Origin of the sequence: Amycolatopsis thailandensis (genome assembly GCF_002234405.1) — a bacterium.
Lineage (GTDB): Bacteria > Actinomycetota > Actinomycetes > Mycobacteriales > Pseudonocardiaceae > Amycolatopsis > Amycolatopsis thailandensis.
In genome coordinates this window covers 71,213-90,887 of the sequence record NZ_NMQT01000123.1, presented here as the reverse complement: position 1 = coordinate 90,887, position 19,675 = coordinate 71,213, and the positions used below count along the sequence as shown (strand labels likewise).

Here is a 19,675-nt window from a genome sequence, read left to right as displayed (position 1 = left end):
GCCCGGTGCCAGGCCTGCCGGTCTCGGGCGGTGCCCGGATCGGTGGCCTCGGCCAGTGCCCGATGCGCCGCCTGCCGACGCTCCGGTTCCGCCGCGAGGTAGGCGGCCGAGCGGGCCAGCGGATGACAGAAGCGCGCACGCGTGCCGAACAGGATCAGTCCGGACGCCTCGGCGGCGGCGCTCGCGGCGGACACGTCGATGTCCAGCCGCCGCGCGGCCGCCCACAGCAGCCCCGGGTCGCCGGTGGGATCGGCGCTCGCGAGGATCAGCAGCCGCCGGGCGTCCGGGGGCAGTTCCGCCATCCTCGCCCGGAAGCTCCGCTCGATCCGGCTCGCGATCGGCGACGGCGCGGGCGGCGCGAAGCCGCCCGCTTTGGGCAGCTCGATCAGGGCCAGCGGGTTCCCGCGTGCCTCGGCGAGCAGGCGGTCGCGCACCCGCTCGTCCAGCGTCACGGTCTTCTCCTCGGCCAGCAGGGCACGCGCGTGCGCGTCGCTCAGGCCCGTGACCGTCAGTCCGGGCAGCTCGTCCAGCCCGCGGATCGGGTCCTGGTCACGGGCGGCGAACACCATCGCGATCGGCTCGGCCGCGATCCGCCTCGCCAGGAACGTCAGCGCCCGCGCCGAGGCGGTGTCCAGCCAATGCGCGTCGTCGACCACGCACAGCAGCGGACGCTTCCCCGCGGCCGCCGTCAGCAGTTCCAGCGCGGCGAGGCCGACGCGGAACGGGTCCGGCGCGCCGTCGGCCAGCCCGAAGGCGACGAGGAGGGAGTCGCGGTAGGGAGCCGACAGCGAGTCGAGATGCGCCAGCGCCGGAACACAGAGCTGGTGCAGCGCCGCGAACGGCAGCTCGCCCTCGAATTCCGACCCGGACGCGTGGATGAGCTGGAAGCCCTCCGGTGCCGTGCGTTCGACGTGGTCCAGCAGCGCGCTCTTGCCGATGCCCGGCTCGCCGCGGAGTACGAGCACGCCGCCTTCACCCCGGCCCGCGGCGCGGACGAGGGCGAGAAGACGGTCGATTTCGTCTCGCCTGCCGACGAGCGACCGGGAGGACGTCGAGGCCATGGTCCGAACCCTAGCGAGGCGGGACGGCGGAAGGACCGGAAGAACCCGCCGACGCGGAGTTCTGCCGGTCCTTCCGCATGGTCGCGGGCTACTCCGACCGGTGGAATGAGGTCAAGGACGCCAACTAGTCAGGGAGGTCGGCGTGACAGGCCACCGCGGTACGCAGGTGACTTCGCTGGCGGACAGGGCGCCGTCGGCCGAGGGGAACGCTTTCCTCGCGGCGCTGCACGCCGAGCACCGGGTCCATCTGCTGCGCTTCACCCGCGGGCTGCTCCCCACCGACCCGCACCGGGCCGAGGACGTCGTGCAGGAATGCCTGTTCCGGGCGTGGCGCAACAGCGAGACCCTGATCGAGAAGCGCATCCCGCCGCGGCCGTGGCTGTTCCGGGTCGCCCGCAACCTCGTCGTCGACTGGGCGCGCCGCGACAAGGCCCGCCCCGTGGTGTTCGGGGACGACGACTTCGACCTGCTGCCGGGCGACACCGACTTCGCCGACGAGGTCCTCGAACGCTGCGTCGTCGAGGAGGGGTTGGCTCAGCTGACCCCGATCCAGCGGGAAGCGCTGGACGAGGTCTACCGGCTCGACCGCACCCGGCAGCGGGCCGCCGCGAGCATCGGCGTCCCGGTGGGGACGGTCAAGTCCCGCGTGCACCACGCGACCATCGCGATGACCGAGGTGCTGGCCGGCAGCGGGGTCACCGCCGCGGGGTGGTGATCAGGCCGATTCGGACACCGCGACACCGAGTTCGGCGGCCAGCTCGTGCCCCGTCTGCCGGGCGAACGGCGTTTCGTACCGGGCGCATTCGGCGAGAGCGCGCACCCGGTGCGCCTTGGCCTCGGCGGGTTTCCCGGCGGTTTCGGTCAGTTTCGCCAGCTGGATCAGGATCTCGATCTTGGTTTCGGACCAGCGCGCTTCGGCGAGGGCGGAAACCAGCTGCTCCTCGGCCTCGGCCAGCCGGTTCGCCTTGAACAGGACCTGGCCGCGCAGGTGCTGCGCCTTCGCCACCGCGAAGGTCGCGCCATGCCTGCGGAACAGCGACTCGGCCTCGTCCAGCAGAGCCAGCGCCGTCGCGACGTCGCCGGTCGCCGCGACACTGTCGGCGAGCCGGGTCAGGACCATCGACAGCAGTTCGTCGTTGCCCGGCGCGGTGGCCGAACCCCGGTAGTAGGCCTCGCTCTCGCGTTGCGCGGTGACGGCCTCGCCGTACTCGCCGAGGGTGTGCAGCATGCTGCCGAGCAGGGACAGCGCCAGATGACGGCCGTTCGGATATCCCGCCCGCTCGAACAACTCCACGGACCGCCTGGTCATCAGCGCGGCCTCGCGCGGGGAGCCGAGCCGCCGGGTGATGGCGGCCCCGTAGTACCAGGCCCAGGCCTGGACCAGCAGGTCGCCCGCTTCGGTCGCCGCCGCCACCGCCCGTTCGTGCGCCTCGCGCGCGGCGTGCGGATCCCCGCAGAGCGCGTAGAGCGCCCACGACACGTAGTTCAGCTGTTCAGCCGCGGACCGGACGTCGCCCAGTGCCCCGGCCGCCGCCGCGCCCGCGCCGAACACCTCGCGCCAGAGCGGGCCGGTGCCCCGCAGATCCGAGTACCAGTGCATGGCCTCGGCCAGTTCGAGCACCTGACCGTGCGCGCCGAGCGCCGCCGCCGACCGCAGCGCCCCGCGCCAATGGTGCTGCTCCTCGGCCAGCCACCGGGCCGAGGATTCCCGGTCGGGCACCGGATCGGGCCCGTCGATCACGACGGTCACCTCGGTCCGGTCGTGATCGAAGTACTGCGCGGCCTTCGTCGCGACCGCGAGCAGCCAGTTCCGGACCCGCGCGGCGGCCTCCCGGACGTCCTCGGCGTTCTCGGTGGTTTCGAGCCTCTCCTTGGCGAACACGCGCAGCAGATCGAGCGTGGTGTATCGCCCCGGCGTTCCGCTCAGGCCGAGCAGGCTGGCGTCGGCCAGCTTCTCCAGCGCGGCTTCGACGTCGTCCGCCGGGCTGCCGGCGGCGACCGCGGCGAGCTCGACGGACACGTCCGGACCGTCCAGCAGCGCCAGCCGCCGGAACACCCGGGCGGTTTCGGGCGCCAGATGGTGGTACGAGAGAGCGAAAGCGGTGCGGATCTGGAGGTCGCCCGCGGTGAGCACGGACAACCGCCGCCGTTCGTTCTCGAGCTGGTCGGCGAGATGCGCGATCGTCCACTGTGGACGGCTGGCCAGCCGGTTGCCCGCGATGAGCAGGGCGAGCGGCACGCCGCCGCAGAGTTCCGCCACGCGCCGCGCGGCGTCCGGTTCCGCCTTCAATCGCCGTTCCCCGGCAGCGGCGCCGAGCAGGACCACCGCGTCTTCGCCGGACAGCACGTCGAGGGCGAGCCGGTGCCTCGCGTTGAGCCCCGTCAGCGTGCTCCGGCTGGTCACCAGCACCATCGAGCCGGGGCTGGTGGCGAGCAGCGGGCGCACCTGGGCCTCGTTGGCGGCGTTGTCGAGGATCAGCAGGATCTCGCGATCGTGGACCAGGGACCGGTAGAGGGCGAGCCGGTCCTCGGGATCGTTGGGGAACTGGCGTTCGTCGAGTCCCAGCCCGCGCAGCAGGCGGTGCACGGCCCGGTCGGGCGTGAGTGGTTCGGGGTCCATGCCGCGCAGGTCGAGGAACAGGCAGCCGTGGGCGAACCGGTGGGCGTGCCGATGCCCGGCGTCCACGGCCAGCGCGGTCTTCCCGGCGCCCGGGAGTCCGTGCAGCACCGCGACCTGAAGGTGGGATGACGACGCGGCGGACTCCGCGACCTCGTCCAGCAGCCGTCGTTCGGCCGTCCGGCCGGTCAGTTCGGTCAGGTGGGGCGGCAGAGCGGCGACGACGACGGGCCGGGGTGCCTCGGCGGGGGCGGATTCGTCCGGGACGACCGCGCCGCGCCGGCCGGAGCGGGCGAGGCCGGTGAAGTCGTCCGCCTCCTTGCCTGCCAGGCCCAGGCCCTCGACCAGCAGTTCCGCGGTGCGCCGCTGTGGGCTGCGGACCCGCCCGCGCTCCATGTCGCTGATGCTGCGCACGCTGATCCCGGTCCGCTCGGCCAGTTCCTCCTGCGTCATCGGGACGCGCAGCCGGTAGAAGCGGAGGAAGTCTCCGAACGCGGTCTTGTCCACGCTGCGTGGACTCCTCTCGACGACGCCAGGCAGGGCGGGCCAATCCTGCCATGGCGTCGCGAGGTGAAGCTCAGGGAAGGTCGGCCGGTGAGAGGAGCCGCAGGTCCGCGATGGTGGGAGCGCCGGTCGTGCTGAGCCTGCCCGCCTGGCGGGTCATCATGATCTCCAGGACTTGGCGCGCGTAGCGGGCGTTGCCGAAGGTTTCGTCCCGTTCCACGCCCGCGAAGTGACGGCGGAGCGCGATGACCGTCTCCGGCGCGCACTCGTAGCCGTTCGACGAGGCCATCCGGTGCACGATGGTGACGAGGTCGTCGGTGGAGTAGTTCTCGAACTCGATGTGCCGGGAGAACCGCGAGGCGAGACCGGCGTTCGAGGCGAGGAACGACCGCATCGCCGCCGAGTAACCCGCGACGATCACCACGGTGTCGTCACGGTGGTCCTCCATCAGTTTGACCAGCGTGTCGACGGCTTCCTGGCCGAAGTCGCCGCCCGTGGCGCCCTCCGGGGTCAGCGCGTACGCCTCGTCGATGAACAGCACGCCGCCGCGGGCGGACTCGAACGCCTCCCTGGTCAGATGCGCGGTGTGCCCGACGTAGCGGCCGACCAGGTCGGCGCGCGCGACCTCGACCAGATGCCCCTTGCGCAGCACGCCCAGCGCGGCGAGCAGCTCGCCGTAGAGCCGGGCCACCGTGGTCTTGCCGGTACCGGGCGCGCCGGCGAAGACGAGATGGTTGCTGATCGCGGGGACCGGCAGCCCGGCTTGCCGTCGCTGCCGCGCGGTGGAGATCAGGTTCACCAGATCGTTGATCGCGTCCTTCACGCCGGTGAGGCCGATCATCGAGTCGAGTTTCGTCCGCAGCACCGTGAGCTCGCCGTCGTCGCCGCCCTGAACGGCCTTGCCCGCGTCCCCGGGGACGTCGGCGGCGAGCAGGAGCGACAGGCTCTGGTCGTCGGCGTCCGCGTCGCTCGCGAGCCGGAAAGCCTGCCTGTCCACCATCTCCTCGAACACCTTGCGCGCGGTGCGGCCGTTGCCGAAGTCCTCGCCGCGTTCCATCTGTCCGAAGTGGACGGACAGGGCGTTCCTGGTGTCCTCGGGCACCTGGTACTGGTGGGCGGTGCACATCTTCTCGACGATGGTCACCAGCTCGTCGGTGCTGTAGTTCTCGAATTCGATGGTCCGGGTGAACCGGGACGCCAGCCCGGGATTGGACTGCAGGAACGAGGACATCTCCTGCGAATACCCGGCGGCGACCACCACGAGCTCGTTACGATGGTCTTCCATCAGCTTGACCAGCGTGTCGATGGCCTCGCGGCCGAAGTCCGGGCCGCTGCCCTTGTTCTGCGCGCTCAGGGTGTACGCCTCGTCGATGAACAGCACGCCACCGAGGGCTTTGGTGAAGGTCTCGGTGGTCTTGATCGCGGTGCCACCGACGATCTGCGCGACCAGATCGGCCCTGGCGACCTCGACCAGATGACCTTCGCGCAGCACCCCGAGTTCGGCGAGGATGCTGCCGTAGAGGCGGGCGACGGTCGTCTTGCCGGTGCCGGGCGGACCGGCGAAGATCAGATGCCTGCTGGTCGGCGGCGCGACCATCCCCGCCTGCTCCCGGCGGCGCGCCATCTTGTTCAAGTTCACCAGCGTCTTCACCTGGTGCTTGACGCCGCCGAGGCCGACGAGCTCCTCCAGCCTGGCCAGCGGTCCGCTCTCGCTTTCGGCGCTCTGGGGTACTTCGCCGGGTTCGGTGACCGCCGTGACCTCGGCGGTGGCCGCGGTGGTGCCGTCGGTGTCCGGGGCGCCGTTGGCCTTGCTGATCAGGTTCTCCACCGACAGCCGGGTGGTGGGCACGGCCGTGCGGAGTCCGCCGCCGGTGTTGTCGGAAACGGCGCAGTCCACCAGGCTCACCGGCTCGGCCGACTCGATCCGGACGCCGTCCCGGCGGTTCCCGCTGACCTCGTCGGCGGTGAGTTTCGCCCGCGCGCCCGCTTCCACCAGCACGCCGTGACCGCGGGACCGCCGCACGGAGGACCGCGACAGCATCAGTTCGCCGCCGTCCCTCACCAGCACGCCGTCTTCGCCCGCCTCGCCGATTTCGCAGTCACGCAAGGAACCGACGCCGCCGGGTCCGATGAGGACGGCGGACCGCTTCGACTGATGCACCCGAAGTGTGCTGACGTAAGGACTTCCGCCTTCGGAGACACTGAGCCCTGCTTTCCCGGCGTCGCGGACTTCGCAGTCTTCGACCCGGCCACGGCCGTTGCCGGTGACCTCGATCCCGTTGCCGCGGCAGGCGTTGAGCGTCGCCCGGCGCAGCAGCGGATTGGCGGCCGCCCGCACCAGGACGCCGTCGCCGGCCACGTCCCGGATCTCCAGCCGGTCGAACTCGGCCGTCGCGCCGTCGGTGACCACCAGGCCTTCCGCCGCGCCGCCGCGCACCGTCGTCCGGCTGAACGTCGGGCCGCTCGCCTCGTCGACGTGGATGCCCGGCCCGGTCGCGTCGGAGACCTCGCAGTCCTCGAAAGTGCCGCGCGAGCGCCCGGTGACCCGGACCCCCGCGCCGCCGGTCTTGGCCGTCCGGCAGCGGCGCAGCACCGGGTCGGCGCCGTCGGCCACGGTGATCCCGTCGCCGGTGGTGTTGGTGGTGCGGCATTCTTCGAGCACGGGGGAGGAGTGCGTGCTGATGAAGACGCCGCTCGCGGTGTCGCGCACTGTCGTGTCGAGCACCTTCGTGGCGCTGTCCTCTTCGAGCGCGATCCCGGGCCGGTCGGTCGAGGAGATGTCGCAATGCTGGATCGTGCCCTGAGCCTGTCCGTTGGCGCAGACGCCGTTTCCCTTGGCGTGCCGCAGGGTGCAGTCGCGCACCATCGGGTTCCCGCGTTCGGCGATCACGACGGCGGAGGTCCCCACGTGTTCGACGACGCAGTCCTCGATCGTGCTGGGGGCGGGCGAGGTGACCACGATCCCCGCGCCGCCGGGGTTGGTCACCCGGCAGCCCCGCATCGCCAGCGAACCCGAATTGCGGGCCAGCACCGCGGTCCAGGCGGCGCCGATGATCTCGCAGTCCTCCACCGCGGCCTGTCCGCGGGCGATGTCGACGGCGGGGAGTTCCTCGTGTTGTCCCCGCAGCACCAGACCGGTGAGCTTGACGGCCTCGGCGGCGAGCTGGACCGCGCTGCCCTGGCGCGCCACCACCTCCACGGTTCCACGCGCGTCGCTCGCCGCGATGGTGACGACCTTGGTCACCACCAGGGATTCGTCGTAGCGGCCGGGCAGCACGGAGATCACCGTGCCGTTGCGCGCGTCCTGCAACGCGGCCGAAATGGTGCGATATCCCTGATCGCGGTCCACCGTGAGCACGTGCCGTGACACGAGCGCTCCCCTCGTCGTTCTCCGATCGGAACCTGCCCTCGGCTCCACCGAGGACAACGCGGGGGAGGTCCGATCGGGTTCACCGGCGCGGGCGATCCTGCCGGTGGTTCTTCCTGGGCGGGCCGCGCGGGGCGTGCTGGACTGGGACGATGAGGCGACCCCTGGCCGTGGCGTGCGTGACGCTCACCCTGTTGGCGAACGGCGGTCTCGCGGCCGCGCAGGACACCGAGCTCCCGCAGATCCCGCAGACGTTGAAGGCCGGGCAGGCGTGCACTTCCGCGTCGGGCAAGACGGTTCCTTCGGTACCTTGGCAGCTGCCCTATCTCGGGGTGGACCGCCTTTGGGCGCTGTCGAAAGGGGACGGGGTCACCGTCGCGGTGGTGGACACCGGAGTCGACAAGTCGGTCTTGCCGGTGCAGCCGGTCGGTGACGGCGGGACGGACTGTGTCGGGCACGGCACCGTCGTCGCGAGCCTGATCGCGGCGCCCGTCGTGGACGGTGCCAAGGTGTCCGGGCTCGCGCCCTCGGCGCGGGTGCTCGCGGTGCGCGGAACGGAGAAGAACGGCACGGCGAGCGCGGCGGGCATCGCCGGCGCCCTCGACGCCGCACTGGCGGGCGGCGCGCGGATCATCTGTGTCGCGGCGGCCGTCACCGACGCGGATCCGGAGCTGAATCAGGCCGTCGACCGGGCCATCGCGGCGGGCGCGCTGATCGTGGCCGCGGCGGGCCGGGACGCTTCCCGGGACGTCCCGCCGGGACCGTACTACCCGGCGTCGTTCCCCGGCGTGCTCGCGGTGTCCGCGCTCGGCCCGGACGGGAAACCGGACGCCAAGGCCGTTCCCGGATCCCTTGCCGCACCGGGGAATCTTGTGGCAGGCCTGGGACCGGGCGGTGGTGCCGCGGTCGGCGCGGGCCCCGCGTTCGCCGCCGCGCACGTGGCGGCCGCGGCGGCGTTGATCCGCTCCTACCGGCCCGAGACGACGGCCGCCGACCTCGCCAGGAGACTGCGGGACACCGCGTACCCGCACGCCGGGGTCACCGTGCTCGATCCGCTCGCGGCGCTGACTTCGGTCGCCGGGGCAGGGGAGGGCGCGGCGGTCGCGCGCCGTGAACCGGTGGTGGTCGCGTCCGGCCCGGACGTGGCGCCCGCGCGGCAGGCGGCTTGGTCGGTGGTCGTGGGTGTCGTGGTCGCTGTCGCTTTGCTGGGCGCGGCGGCCGTGGTGGTACCGCGGGGGCGGCGGCGGGGGTGGCGAGCCGGTTCGTGAGTGGCGTTTCGGTGTCCCCAATGTGGCATTGGGGACACCCAGCGTCCCCAATGCCACATTGGGGACACCGAACGGCCGTCGGGGCGCGCCCGATCACGGACATCCCGGAACGAAAAGGACGGAGCCCCGGACCCCGCAGCGGGTCCGGGGCTCCGCGGCGGCAGGACCAAGCCGCCGGGAAAGCCCTTCCGCCGCCGATGGGGGGAGCAGCGGCGGAAGGGCGGGTCACTTCGCGACGAGCGCCGCCTCGTGGGCCGAAAGCGCCGTCTGCACGACGGTCGTGCCGCGCCGCGTGGCGTACTGCGCCCGCCCGGGGGTCAGGACGCGCGGCCGCACCTCGCCGAACACGATGCCTTCCGAGAGCGGGCACGAAAGCAGCATCATCGGCGTGTTGACCTCGACGAGACGTCGCAGCAGCGGGTCGTTCGCGCCGCGGCCGATGCCGTTGGCGCCGCGGGCCACGATCAGGTGCAGGCCCAGCGCGTTGCCCTGCGCCAGCGGGTCGAACAGTTGCTGGAACAGGGAGTTCGACGACGACGCCACCATGTCGTAGTCGTCGATGAGCACGAACACCTGCGGTCCGGTCCACCAGTCGCGCAGCCGCAGGCGCGCCGGCGTGATGTCCGGGCCGGGCATCCGGGTCCGCACCGCCCGCGCGACACCGTCGATCATGTCGTGCACCGAATCCCCCGACACCGCGTAGCCCAGCTGGTAGTCCTTGGGGACGGCGTCGTACAGGCCACGGCGGTAGTCGACGGTGATGATCCGCGCCTCCTGCGGGGTGTACCGCCGCGTGATGCCGTCGATCACCAGCCGCAGCAGGTTCGTCTTCCCGGATTCCACGTCGCCGACGACCATCAGGTGCGGGTTGTCCTCGAAGTCGTGCCACAGCGGTTCGAGCCGCTGGTCGTCCAGGCCGAGCGCGACGCGCACGTCCGCGTCCGGCTCGGGGAGTTCGGCCCGGTCCAGGACCGGCGGCAGCATCCGGACCGGCGGAGCGGACGCGCCGGGCCACGCCGCGACGATCCGGTCCACCAGGACCTCGACGTGTTCGGCGACGTCGCGGTCCACCCCGTCGATGGACGGCAGCGCGGTGAGGAAGTGCAGTTCCTTGTCGGTCAGGCCGCGGCCGGGGATCTTCGGCACGGTCGCCGCCGCGCGCATGTTGATCACCGAATCGACCGGGTCGCCGAGCCGCAGTTCGAGCTGCGTCCCGACGAGATCCCGCACCGCGCTGATGATCTCGCTCCACCGGCTCGACGCCAGCATCAGGTGGATGCCGTAGTTGAGGCCGCGCGAGGCCAGCTCGACGAACGTCGGCAGCAGGTCCATGAAGTCCTGCCGGATCGTGGACCAGCCATCCACCACCAGGAAGACGTCGCCGTGCCGCTGGTCGGCGAACTCGCCCGCCGCCCGTTTGCGCCGGTAGGTGGCCATCGAGTCGATGTCGTTGTCGGTGAAGAACCGCTCCCGGCGGGTCAGCAGCGCGGTGACCTCGCCGATGGTCCGGTGGATGCGTTCGACGTCCAGCCGTCCGGTCACCCCGCCGACATGCGGGAGTTTCCGCAGGCTGGTCAGCGTTCCGCCGCCGAAGTCGAGGCAGTAGAACTGGACCTCGGCCGGGGTGTGGGTCAGCGCCAGCGCGGTGATGAGGGCCCGCAGGGCCGTGCTCTTGCCGCTCTGCGGCCCGCCGACGATCGCGACGTGTCCGTCACTGCCCGCCAGGTCGACGAGCAGCGGATCCCTGGCCTGCTCGAACGGCCGGTCGATCAGTCCGATCGGGACGGTCAGCGCGCCCCGGCCGGGCCAATCCCGTGCGGTGAGGCCGTATTCGGCGGTCTCCACCAAAGGCGGCAGGAGTTCGTCGAGGGAACTGGGCGCGTCCAGCGGCGGCAGCCAGACCTGGTGCGCGGGCGGACCGGCGTCACGAAGCCGGTCGACGGCCAGTTCCAGCAGGCTCGGCACCGAACCCTCGGGTTCGTCGAGCACCGGCTCGGGCTCGGGCACCGGTTCCTCGCGAGCGGCGAACTTGGAGGTGAACGGCACGATCTGCCGCGCTACCACCGCCTGCTCGACGTTCCGGCGGGTCACCCGGTGCGGACCGGAGACGTAGGCCGCCTTGAACCGGTCCAGCGCGGCGGTGCCGCTCTTGAGGAACCCGTTCCCCGGATCGGACGGCAGCTGGTAGGCGTCCGGCACCCCGAGCACGCCGCGGCTTTCCATCGCCGAGAAGGTGCGCAGGCCGATCCGGTAGGACAGATGGGATTCCAGCTGGTGGATCCGGCTTTCGTCGAGCCGTTGCGAAGCGAGCAGCAGATGGACGCCCAGCGAGCGGCCGAGCCGTCCGATCATGATGAACAGGTCCATGAAGTCGCGATGCGCCGAAAGCAGCTCGCTGAACTCGTCCACCACCAGGAACAACGTCGGCAGCGGGTCGAGCGGGGTCCCGTTCGCCCGCGCCCGTTCGTAGTCGAGCGCGGAGCTGTAATTGCCCGCTTTGCGCAGAAGTTCCTGGCGCCGCACCAGTTCCCCGTTGAGCGCCTCGCGCATCCGGCCGACCAGCGCGGCCTCGTCGGCGAGGTTCGTGATCACCGCCGAGGTGTGCGGCAGCCCGTCCAGGCCGAGGAACGTCGCGCCACCCTTGAAGTCCACCAGGACGAAGTTGAGGATCTCCGACGAATGCGTCAGCGCGAGCGCCAGGACGAGGGTGCGCAGCAGCTCCGACTTCCCGGAACCGGTCGCCCCGATCAGCATGCCGTGCGGGCCCATGCCCGACTGGGCCGATTCCTTGATGTCGAGGTCGACCTTGTGGCCGCCGGGTCCGATGCCGAGCGGGACGCGGAGCCTGCCGCCGGGCCGTTTCGCCGCCCAGCCGGCGGCCACGTCGTAGGTCTGGATGTCGTTGATGCCGAGCATGGCCGTCAGGTCGAAGTTCACGGCCATCGGTTCGGCCGATTTCCGCCGCGCGCCGACCCGGTAGGGCGCCAGCCGCATCGCCAGCGCCGTCGCCGTGTTGAGGCCGATCCCGTCCGGGCGGCCGAGGTCGCCCGCGACCTCCTTGTTGTGCTGATCGACCGTGATCAGTTTCAGCATCCGGTCTTCGAGCCGCAGCCGCAGGGTCAGCGGATCGTCCTGAATGGACAGTGCGGACGACAGGTCGACGAGGGTCGTGTTGCGATAGCCCTCACCGGCGAGCCGGGAGGTGGGCGGAAGGGTGACGCCGTCCACGAACAGCATCACGCAGGGTTCGTGGGCGTCGGGCAGGGCGTCCGGATCGAAACCGGGCCGGACGGCGAACTCGTCACCCATCGCGGTCTCCAGCTCGGCGATGGACTCCACCACCAGCCGGGCCTCCCCGGCGCCGTCGGTCTCACTGGGGTGGAGGTTGTGCGGCAGCCATTTCACCCATTCCCAGGCCGCGCGGCGTTCCGGCGCGGCGAGCACGACGATCCGCAGTTCGGCGGGGGAGTGGAAGACCGCGATATGCGCGATCATCGACCGCGCCAGCGCCCGGATCCGTTCGCCTTCCTCGGTCTTGGCCTCCACCAGGATCCGGGCGAACGACGGCAGGAACACCGCGACCGGCTGATCGGTCACCGTGCCGTAGGCGTGGATGAACCGCCGGAGCGCGTGCGCGGACAGCGGTTCGAGATCGTCGACTGGCTTGGTGGACAAGGGGTTCAGCCGCCACGCGAGACGTTGCGGCCCCCGCGCGACGCGGATCTCGCCGAAGTCGTCGTCGTGGGCCTCCCGTTCCCACATGCGGGTGGTGCCGGGCAGCGACCACAGCGACGTCGGGTCGGGATGCCGCCAGGCCAGCGCCTGCCGCTGGCTGAGGACCACCTCCCGGACCTTGCGCCGCGACTGGGCCAGGTAACGGAGATAGTCCCGCCTGGCGTCGTTGAGTTTCTGCTTGCGTTCGCCCGCGCTGCGGCCGAGTTGCCCGATCAGCATGGCCATCGACGACACCGTCATCAGCCCGGCGGCCAGGTAGCTGAACGCGCCGTTCTCGCCCGGCCGGACGAACAGCAGCACGGTCGCCGTCGACGACAGCGCCATCGGCAGGTACATCATGACCGCGCCGGCGCTGCGCTGGACCTCGGGCAGCGTGGGCGGTTCCTGGATACTCAGCTCGCCCTCGGGCATTTCCGGTCCTGGCCGTCGCGGCCCCTTGCGGAATGTGATTACACTCAAGCCCGGATTCCTTCCCTCTCGGACGCGCTGTGGTGGCAGCTCCACCAGAGGAGACGAAATCCGACCACGCGACGGTTCATTCACGATTCCGCGCGTCGGTCGCCCGAGCGAAGGCGTGTGCCATGGCGACCACTTCAGGACTGTGCAAACTCCGAGTCCGCGCACCGGCGACCAGTTTCGAACTGGCCGTCCCGGTGGACATCCCGTTGATCGACCTGATGCCGACGATCCTCGGCCACGCCGGCCACGAGCTGGCGGAGGAGGGGGTGGACCACGACGGCTGGATCCTGCAACGGCTCGGCGATCCGCCGCTGGACCAGGAGTCCACTGTCGACGTTCTCGACCTGCGCGACGGCGAGACCCTGCACCTGCGGCCGCGGCGGGAACAGTTGCCCGCCGTTCATTTCGACGACATCATCGATGGGCTGTCCACCGAGGCCCGCGCCCGGCCCGATTCGTGGAGCGCGCAGGCCACCCGGTGGACGATGCTCGGCGGCGTGCTGGCCGCGGTGGCGCTCGGGTTCTTCCTGCTGGTGACCGCGCCCGCCGGCTGGCCGACGCTGTTGTCCGCCGGGGTGGCGGCCTTCTTCCTGCTGGTGTGCGCCGCCACCGCGGCCCGCGCGCTCGGTGACGGTGCCGCGGCCTTGGCGCTGGCGCTGGCCGCCGTCCCGTTCGTCGGGCTGGCCGGTTCGCTCGTCCCGCACGGCCCCGAAGGTCCGGTGCTGACCGGTGCACGGCTGCTGGCCGCCTGTGTCGCGGGCGCGGGCGCCGCCGCGCTCGGGATGGCGGCGGTGGCGGGATCCGCGGCGGTGTTCGTCTCGGTCGCGACGTTCGCGCTGCTGTGCGCGACCGGTGGCCTGGTGCTGATGCTGGGCGGGGAGTCCGCGTCCGCCTCGGCGACGATCATCGCGGTGATCGCCGTCCTGCTCGGCGCCTTCGTGCCGAGGATCGCCTTCCGGCTGTCCGGGCTGCGGCTGCCCGGTCTGCCGACCACGGCCCGGGAACTGCAGGAGGAACTCGATCCGCATCCCGGTGACGAGGTCGTCGGCAAGGGACTGATCGCGGACGCCTTCGTGACCGCGTTGTTCGCCGCGATCGGCACGGCCTGCCTGGTCACCCTCGAATTCGTGGTCCGCGACCGGTCGTGGCAGGCCGTCACGTTCGCGGCCGTGCTGAGCGTCCTGCTGCTGGTGCACGGCCGCGCGCTGGGCAGTGTGTGGCAGCGGCTCTCGGTGATCGTCCCGGGTGTCTACGGCGTGCTCAGGCTGCTGCTGGCCTCGCAGTCGGATTCGCACAGTCCGCTGCCGATGGTGGCGGGGGTGTTCGCGCTGGCCGCCCTGGTGCTGGTGGCGCGGTGGACGCTGCCCGGACGCCGGATGCTGCCGCAGTGGGGCAGGCTCGCGGATCTCGCGGAGACCCTCGCCGCGATCGCGCTGCTGCCGCTCGCCCTGTGGCTGATCGGCGTCTTCGGCTTCGTGCGCGGATTCGGGGGCTGAGACGATGAACGCCAAAACCGATCAGGTCCAGGCACACCGGTTCATGCTGGGCCGGTTGACCTCGGCGTTGCTGCGGGTGGATCCCGACGCGCCGGAAAGCCCGTTGCAGCGGACCTACCGGGGCAGTCTGATCGGCGTGGCTGTCGCCGTTCTCGCCTGTCTTGGCCTGCTGGTGTTCGGGCTGGTCTCCCCGGGCGGGAACAAGTCCTGGCGGGTGGAAGGCGCGCTGGTCGTCGCCGACTCGTCCGGGGCGCGCTTCCTCTACGCCGGCGGAAAACTGCTGCCGGTGCTGAACTTCGCCTCGGCCAAACTGGTCGCCGGGAGCCAGCTCGCGGTGAAACACGTCTCCGAGGCCTCGCTGAAGGACGTGCCGCGCGGCGAACCGCTGGGGATCATCGGCGCGCCCGACTCGCTGCCCGCCCTCGCCGTCGACCCGTGGGAAGTGTGCACCACCGTGGATCGCGACCAGGCCGGGCCGACCGCGTTGCGCGTCGGGGACGTGACGGCGAAGCCCCTCGGTGACGACGCCGCGGTCGTCGCGGTCACCCCGGACGGGGCGACCTTCCTGCTGTGGAAGGGCAAACGGCACCGGGTGGCCGCCGACCGCGGCGCGCTCGACGCGGTGGACGGGGTGCTCCAGCCCGCCAAGGTGCCGTCGGCGCTGCTGGACGCGCTGCCCGCGGGCCCGGATTTCGCGCCGCCCGCCATCGACGGACTCGGCGAGGCCGGACCCTCCCTCGGCGGGACGGAATCGCGGATCGGCAGGCTCTACACCGTCGCGGGCGAACCCGCGCAGCGTTACGTGCTGACGAAGGCCGGTCTCACGCCGGTGTCCGAACTGGACACCCGGTTGCTGACCGCCGACCCGGAAGTCCGGCGGGCCGCGTACGGCGGCGGGGACGCCGTGGTGGCCCCCCTGCCCGGCCGGGTGGTCAGTGAGCGGCTCGCGTCGGTCGAGCAGCCGCCGCCCGCGAAGCCGCCGAAGGCCGCGACACTCCACAGTGGACAGAGTCTGTGCGCGCTCGTCACCCCGGACGGCGACGCGCCGCGTACGCAGGTGGCGGTGTCCGACGGGACCGCCCGGTCCGGGCAGGTGCCGGCGAGCCGGCCCGGTATCGCGGCGCCCTGCTCCCGGATCGACCGGATCGTGGTGCGCCCCGGCGCGGGTGCCCTCGTCCGGGCCTCGGCCGCGTCGGGGCGGGCGGGCGACGCCCTCTTCCTGGTGACCGACACCGGGGTGAAGTACCCCGTCCCTCCTGAAGGCGCGAAGGCGCTCGGCTTCGAGCCCGCCGCCTCGAACGGGATGCCCACCACCCTGCTGAACCTGCTGCCGACCGGGGCCGCGCTGGATCCTTCGGTCCTGCGCGACGGCGGAACGGTGCTGCCCGCGGCCACGACCTGCGGTTCCTGACCGGAGGAATCCGCGACGGCAACTTCTGCCGGTGGTTCCGCATGGTCTGCCGGGCCCGGAGTTGGTGTCCTTGCCGTGGACCGGTGAAAGTCCGCGACACCCTGAGGAAGGACGAGCGACCGATGACCATGCAGTTCCAGAAGACCGACACGGGGATGAAGGGCGGCATCTCCGCCATCGAGGAGTGCGAATCCTCGTGCAAGACCATCCACTCGGGGGTGACGTCGGTCCGCAGCGACCTGAAGGCCGACTGGCAGGGCGCGGCGTCCCAGACCTTCCTCAACCAGCTCGAACTGTGGGAGCAGGACTACATCCAGGTGCTCAACATGCTCACGGAGATCAAGAACCTGGTCGGCGAGGGCGACAGGACCATGAACACCGCCGAAGAGGACATCAACCTGACCGCCCTGAACGCGTTCGGCGGCAACGAAGGCAACCGCGTCTACGACGCCCTGACCTGATCACTCCCACCCTGAAGCAGAGAGGAAAAGCTCATGAGTGCCCCCTATGACGGTTTCGCGGTCAGCGGCAACATCCCGCATCTCGCCGAGCGGATGGTCGCGCTGAGCAAGCAGATCGACGGTGCCCTGCTCAACCTGGAGCGGGATATCAAGCCGATGACCAGCACTTGGATCGGTCAGGGCGCCGAAGCCTACATCGATCTGCAGCGCCGCTGGCACGCCACGACCACGGCGATGGAGAACCGGTTCACGAAGGGCCACCAGACCCTGGCCATGTCCTTCGAGAACTACCAGCGCACCGACAAGAACATCGGGGCGAAGTTCCAGCTCTGATTCCGGGCTGCTTTCGGGAAAGGGAGTAGGGGCGTGGCGGACAAGCCGGACAGCGGCGACATCAAGATCACGGTCAGTTTTCTCAAGGAGTTCCAGTCCGGTGTCCTGCAGAACATGGTCACCGAGCTGGAGTCGAACAAGGACTACGAGGAACTGAGGCTGACCGCGAACAACACCACGGGAAAGCGGCGGCTGCTGGCCGGGTCCGAGGCTTGGGAACCCGCCAAGTTGCTGATGGACAAGTACGAACTCGCGGGCAAAGGCACGGCACCCACGCTGTGGGCTCAGGTCGAGGTGATCAAGGAACGGCTCATCCAGCTGAACCGGAACATCACGACCGTGGTGGAGGTCGCGGAAAAGGGCGAGCACGAGAACATCCAGCTGGCCAACGAACTCGACATGAGCGTGCTCGGTCAGGTCTTCCAGACGAGCCCCACCCCGCCGCCTCCCGGTCCGGGGGCCTGATCCGCGATGACTTCGCCTGGCCCCGCCTCGAAGACGCCGTGGGAAGACGCCCTCAACATCTTCGACTGCACGACGGATTCGGGTAAATCCAAGAAGATGCCGCTGCGCGACAGCATCACCGGGGTCCAGTGGCTCAAATGGGACGTCTGGGGCAAGCCCGCCGCCACTCCCTCCGGCCCGCCCCCGGGCTGGGACTTCTACGCGGTGAGCTCCACCTTCTGGGGCCAGTACTGGGCGGCGGCCAGCGCGAACTACGAGGCGTTCACCCCGGTGATGACCCCGTTCTACGACAACATGCGGGACATCCTCGGTTCGATGGAAGGCGCCTACAACACCAACCCGGTGGCGCAACCATGGACGTTCACGAGGGCTTTCGACGCGCTGAACGGGACGAAGAGCCTGCTCACCGGCCAGGCCGACGACCTGAAGATCTGGCGGGACAAGGTCGGGAAGAAGGGCGACGACTTCCAGGGCACCGGCGCGGGGGCGTTCGCCGATCTCCTGGACGGGTTGATCTTCAGCTGCAAGGACCTGGTGACGCAGCTGGGAACGCGGTCGAATTCGCTGAACGGTGCCAGGACCTCGGCCGACGATCCCACCACGGCGGCCGACGAGGCCGCGAACGGTCTCCAGTGGGCTTTCACCAAGCTCCAGGAGGGCTACAACAACTGGCAGCACGGTGAAGACATCACCTACAACGCCGGGATCTTCGGCGATCTGAAGGTGCCGCGCAGCCGGCTGATCTGGCCGGGAGGCTGCCTGACGGCGATCTGGACCTGCGACGCGTTCAAGAACGATCTGGAGAACAACCGGTCGGGCTCGGGGAACTTCGCGGGCGGCGAGCACTATCCGAAGAGCAGCCTGATCGGCGCCGACGCCCGGAGTCCGGCGTTCTGGGAAGCGATCATGGCCGCGGCCAGGGGGCTGTGGACCGACCACATCGAGAACACCCTGGACCCGGCGGGCACGGCCGTGCTCACGGAACTCCCCAAGGCCTACGAGGTCGCGAGGATGGCGCTCCCGCAGATCCGGGCGCCGCATCGGCTGAACTTCAACCAGAAACCGCCGACACCTCCACCGGGTTCCCAGGGGCCGCCCCCGCCGACGCCGCCTCCGGGCTCACAGACGGGTGGACCCCCGCCGCCCGGATCGAAGGACGGGCCGCCGAAGATCCCGGATCCTTCCAAGGACAAGACGAATCCCGACGGTTCCACCGGGGACGGCAAGGACAAGAAGGGCCCCGGCGGCACACCCCCGCCGACGATCCCTCCGCCGCCGGGACCGGGGACGGGCGGCCCCAAGCCGCCACCGGCCCCGCCGAAGCCGGAAGACCGGCTGACCGCGCCGAAGGGTTCGACCATCGGCCCGGACGGCGTCGTGCTCGGGCCGGACAAGAAGCCGCTGCTCGACTCCCTCGGCAGGCAGATCGTCGTCCCGCCCGGCTCCCGGATCGGCCCCAACGGCGACATCATCGGGCCGAAGGGCGACAAACTCGCCGAAAAGGACCGGCTGGGCAGGCCCGCGGAGACCAAAAAGGACGAAAGCCGGGAGTCGGAACTCGACCGGTACCTGAAGTCGTTGCGCGGCGGCAGCACGCCGTCGATGCCGACGCTGCTCAACGGCTCGTCCTCGCCTTCGCCGCTGTCGCAAGGCTCCGCGTCGAGTGTCCACAGTGGTCTGGGCGTCGGCGGGCCCGGCGGTTCAAAGGCGCACATGGGCTCGATCGGCTCGCCGGGTGGTCTCGGTTCGGCCGGAGGGCACGACCTGCCCGCGCCGCCGGAGAAACCGGTGACGACCGAAGGCGGTCCCTCGCTGGTCAAGAACCAGCAGGGGACCGGGAACCAGCAGAACGGGATGGGCGGCGTCCCGTTCTATCCGCCGACCGCGGGCGGTGGCGCGGGTGCGGGCGCGGGCGGGGAGAACAAGGGCGAACGCGACCGGACCACCTGGCTGACCGAGGACGAAGAGACCTGGGGCACCGACCCGAAGCTCCCGCCTTCGGTACTGGGCGGCCGCAGGCGCGGCGGCCGGGCCGCGGGACGGGGTGCCGGCGGCTCACGCAACTACGGACACGGAGGACAGGATGGCCGACTGGCTGGAGGATCAACTTCACCAAACCATGGTCACGTTGAGGGAACAGCATGACCGGATCGAGGCGGCGAAAGCGGATCTCGCTTCCCGGACCTCTTCGGCGACCTCGGCCGACCGCATGGTCACGGTGACCATGGACGCGCAGAACTCCGTGGTGGGGCTCAAGTTCAACACCACGCGGTACCGCTCCATGCCGCCGGAGCAGCTGGCGCGGGTCCTGCTCGAAGTGCTCGGGCAGGCCCGGCAGGGCGTGGCGGACACCGTGGCCGAGGTCTTCGGCCCGCTGATGGACCAGCGCGGTGACCTGCGCGCGGCCATGACCGGCACCACCGAGGTCGACAAGATCTTCTCGGAGCTGTGGAAGGACGCGCCGTCCGACGTCTTCGGCAGGGGAAGGGACTGATCCC

Annotated in this window: 13 protein-coding genes; 9 read left to right on the top strand and 4 right to left on the bottom strand. The window is 70.9% G+C overall.

Features of this window, described 5'->3' with window-relative positions; translation table 11 throughout:
* Positions 1-1,061 (bottom strand): AAA family ATPase (locus CFP71_RS32495; protein WP_167406352.1); only part of this gene is annotated, 1,061 nt, incomplete at its 3' end.
* Positions 1,062-1,203: 142 nt separating this feature from the next.
* On the opposite strand from CFP71_RS32495, the gene CFP71_RS32490 reads away from it, so the two are divergent.
* The gene (locus tag CFP71_RS32490; protein WP_244199929.1) at positions 1,204-1,776 is read left to right on the top strand and encodes a sigma-70 family RNA polymerase sigma factor; all 573 of its coding nucleotides are present in this window, start codon (positions 1,204-1,206) and stop codon (positions 1,774-1,776) included.
* Here CFP71_RS32490 and CFP71_RS32485 read toward each other — a convergent pair whose 3' ends face one another.
* Together CFP71_RS32485 and CFP71_RS32480 are read right to left on the bottom strand one after the other, a co-directional pair.
* Positions 1,777-4,185 (bottom strand): ATP-binding protein, encoded by a 2,409-nt coding sequence (locus CFP71_RS32485; RefSeq protein WP_093937765.1) that lies wholly within the window; start codon positions 4,183-4,185, stop codon positions 1,777-1,779.
* A 70-nt stretch (positions 4,186-4,255) separates the two neighbouring features.
* Positions 4,256-7,552 carry a right-handed parallel beta-helix repeat-containing protein gene (locus tag CFP71_RS32480; RefSeq protein ID WP_093937764.1) on the bottom strand — a complete coding sequence of 1,099 codons (3,297 nt, stop codon included), beginning with the start codon at positions 7,550-7,552 and terminating at the stop codon, positions 4,256-4,258.
* A 149-nt stretch (positions 7,553-7,701) separates the two neighbouring features.
* Between CFP71_RS32480 and CFP71_RS32475 the strand changes: the two genes are divergently transcribed.
* Positions 7,702-8,817: a S8 family serine peptidase gene (locus CFP71_RS32475; protein ID WP_244199928.1), complete on the top strand. Its 1,116-nt coding sequence runs from the start codon at positions 7,702-7,704 to the stop codon at positions 8,815-8,817.
* 225 nt (positions 8,818-9,042) lie between these two features.
* On the opposite strand, the gene eccCa is transcribed toward CFP71_RS32475, so the two are convergent.
* A complete protein-coding gene (eccCa, locus tag CFP71_RS32470) occupies positions 9,043-12,963 on the bottom strand; it encodes a type VII secretion protein EccCa (RefSeq protein ID WP_093937762.1) in 3,921 nt (1,306 codons plus the stop codon).
* Positions 12,964-13,133: 170 nt separating this feature from the next.
* On the opposite strand from eccCa, the gene eccD reads away from it, so the two are divergent.
* The 7 genes from eccD (at position 13,134) to CFP71_RS32435 (ending at position 19,671) form a co-directional block, all read left to right on the top strand.
* Positions 13,134-14,507, top strand: a complete 1,374-nt coding sequence (gene eccD, locus CFP71_RS32465; RefSeq protein WP_093937761.1) for a type VII secretion integral membrane protein EccD — start codon at positions 13,134-13,136, stop codon at positions 14,505-14,507.
* 4 nt (positions 14,508-14,511) lie between these two features.
* Entirely contained in the window at positions 14,512-15,918 is a 1,407-nt protein-coding gene (eccB, locus tag CFP71_RS32460) for a type VII secretion protein EccB (RefSeq protein ID WP_093937760.1), read from the top strand.
* Between the two features lie 122 nt (positions 15,919-16,040).
* Entirely contained in the window at positions 16,041-16,379 is a 339-nt protein-coding gene (locus CFP71_RS32455; protein ID WP_093937770.1) for a WXG100 family type VII secretion target, read from the top strand.
* Between the two features lie 33 nt (positions 16,380-16,412).
* On the top strand, positions 16,413-16,712 hold the full coding sequence (locus CFP71_RS32450; RefSeq protein WP_093937759.1) for a WXG100 family type VII secretion target: 300 nt from the start codon (positions 16,413-16,415) through the stop codon (positions 16,710-16,712).
* Positions 16,713-16,745: 33 nt separating this feature from the next.
* Positions 16,746-17,177 (top strand): hypothetical protein, encoded by a 432-nt coding sequence (locus tag CFP71_RS32445; protein ID WP_093937758.1) that lies wholly within the window; start codon positions 16,746-16,748, stop codon positions 17,175-17,177.
* A gap of 6 nt (positions 17,178-17,183) precedes the next feature.
* The gene (locus CFP71_RS32440) at positions 17,184-19,322 is read left to right on the top strand and encodes a hypothetical protein (protein WP_093937757.1); all 2,139 of its coding nucleotides are present in this window, start codon (positions 17,184-17,186) and stop codon (positions 19,320-19,322) included.
* Positions 19,297-19,671, top strand: coding sequence for a YbaB/EbfC family nucleoid-associated protein (locus tag CFP71_RS32435; protein WP_093937756.1), 375 nt, complete (start codon positions 19,297-19,299; stop codon positions 19,669-19,671). The genes CFP71_RS32440 and CFP71_RS32435 overlap by 26 nt, the downstream gene beginning before the upstream one ends.
* Positions 19,672-19,675: the final 4 nt, after the last annotated feature.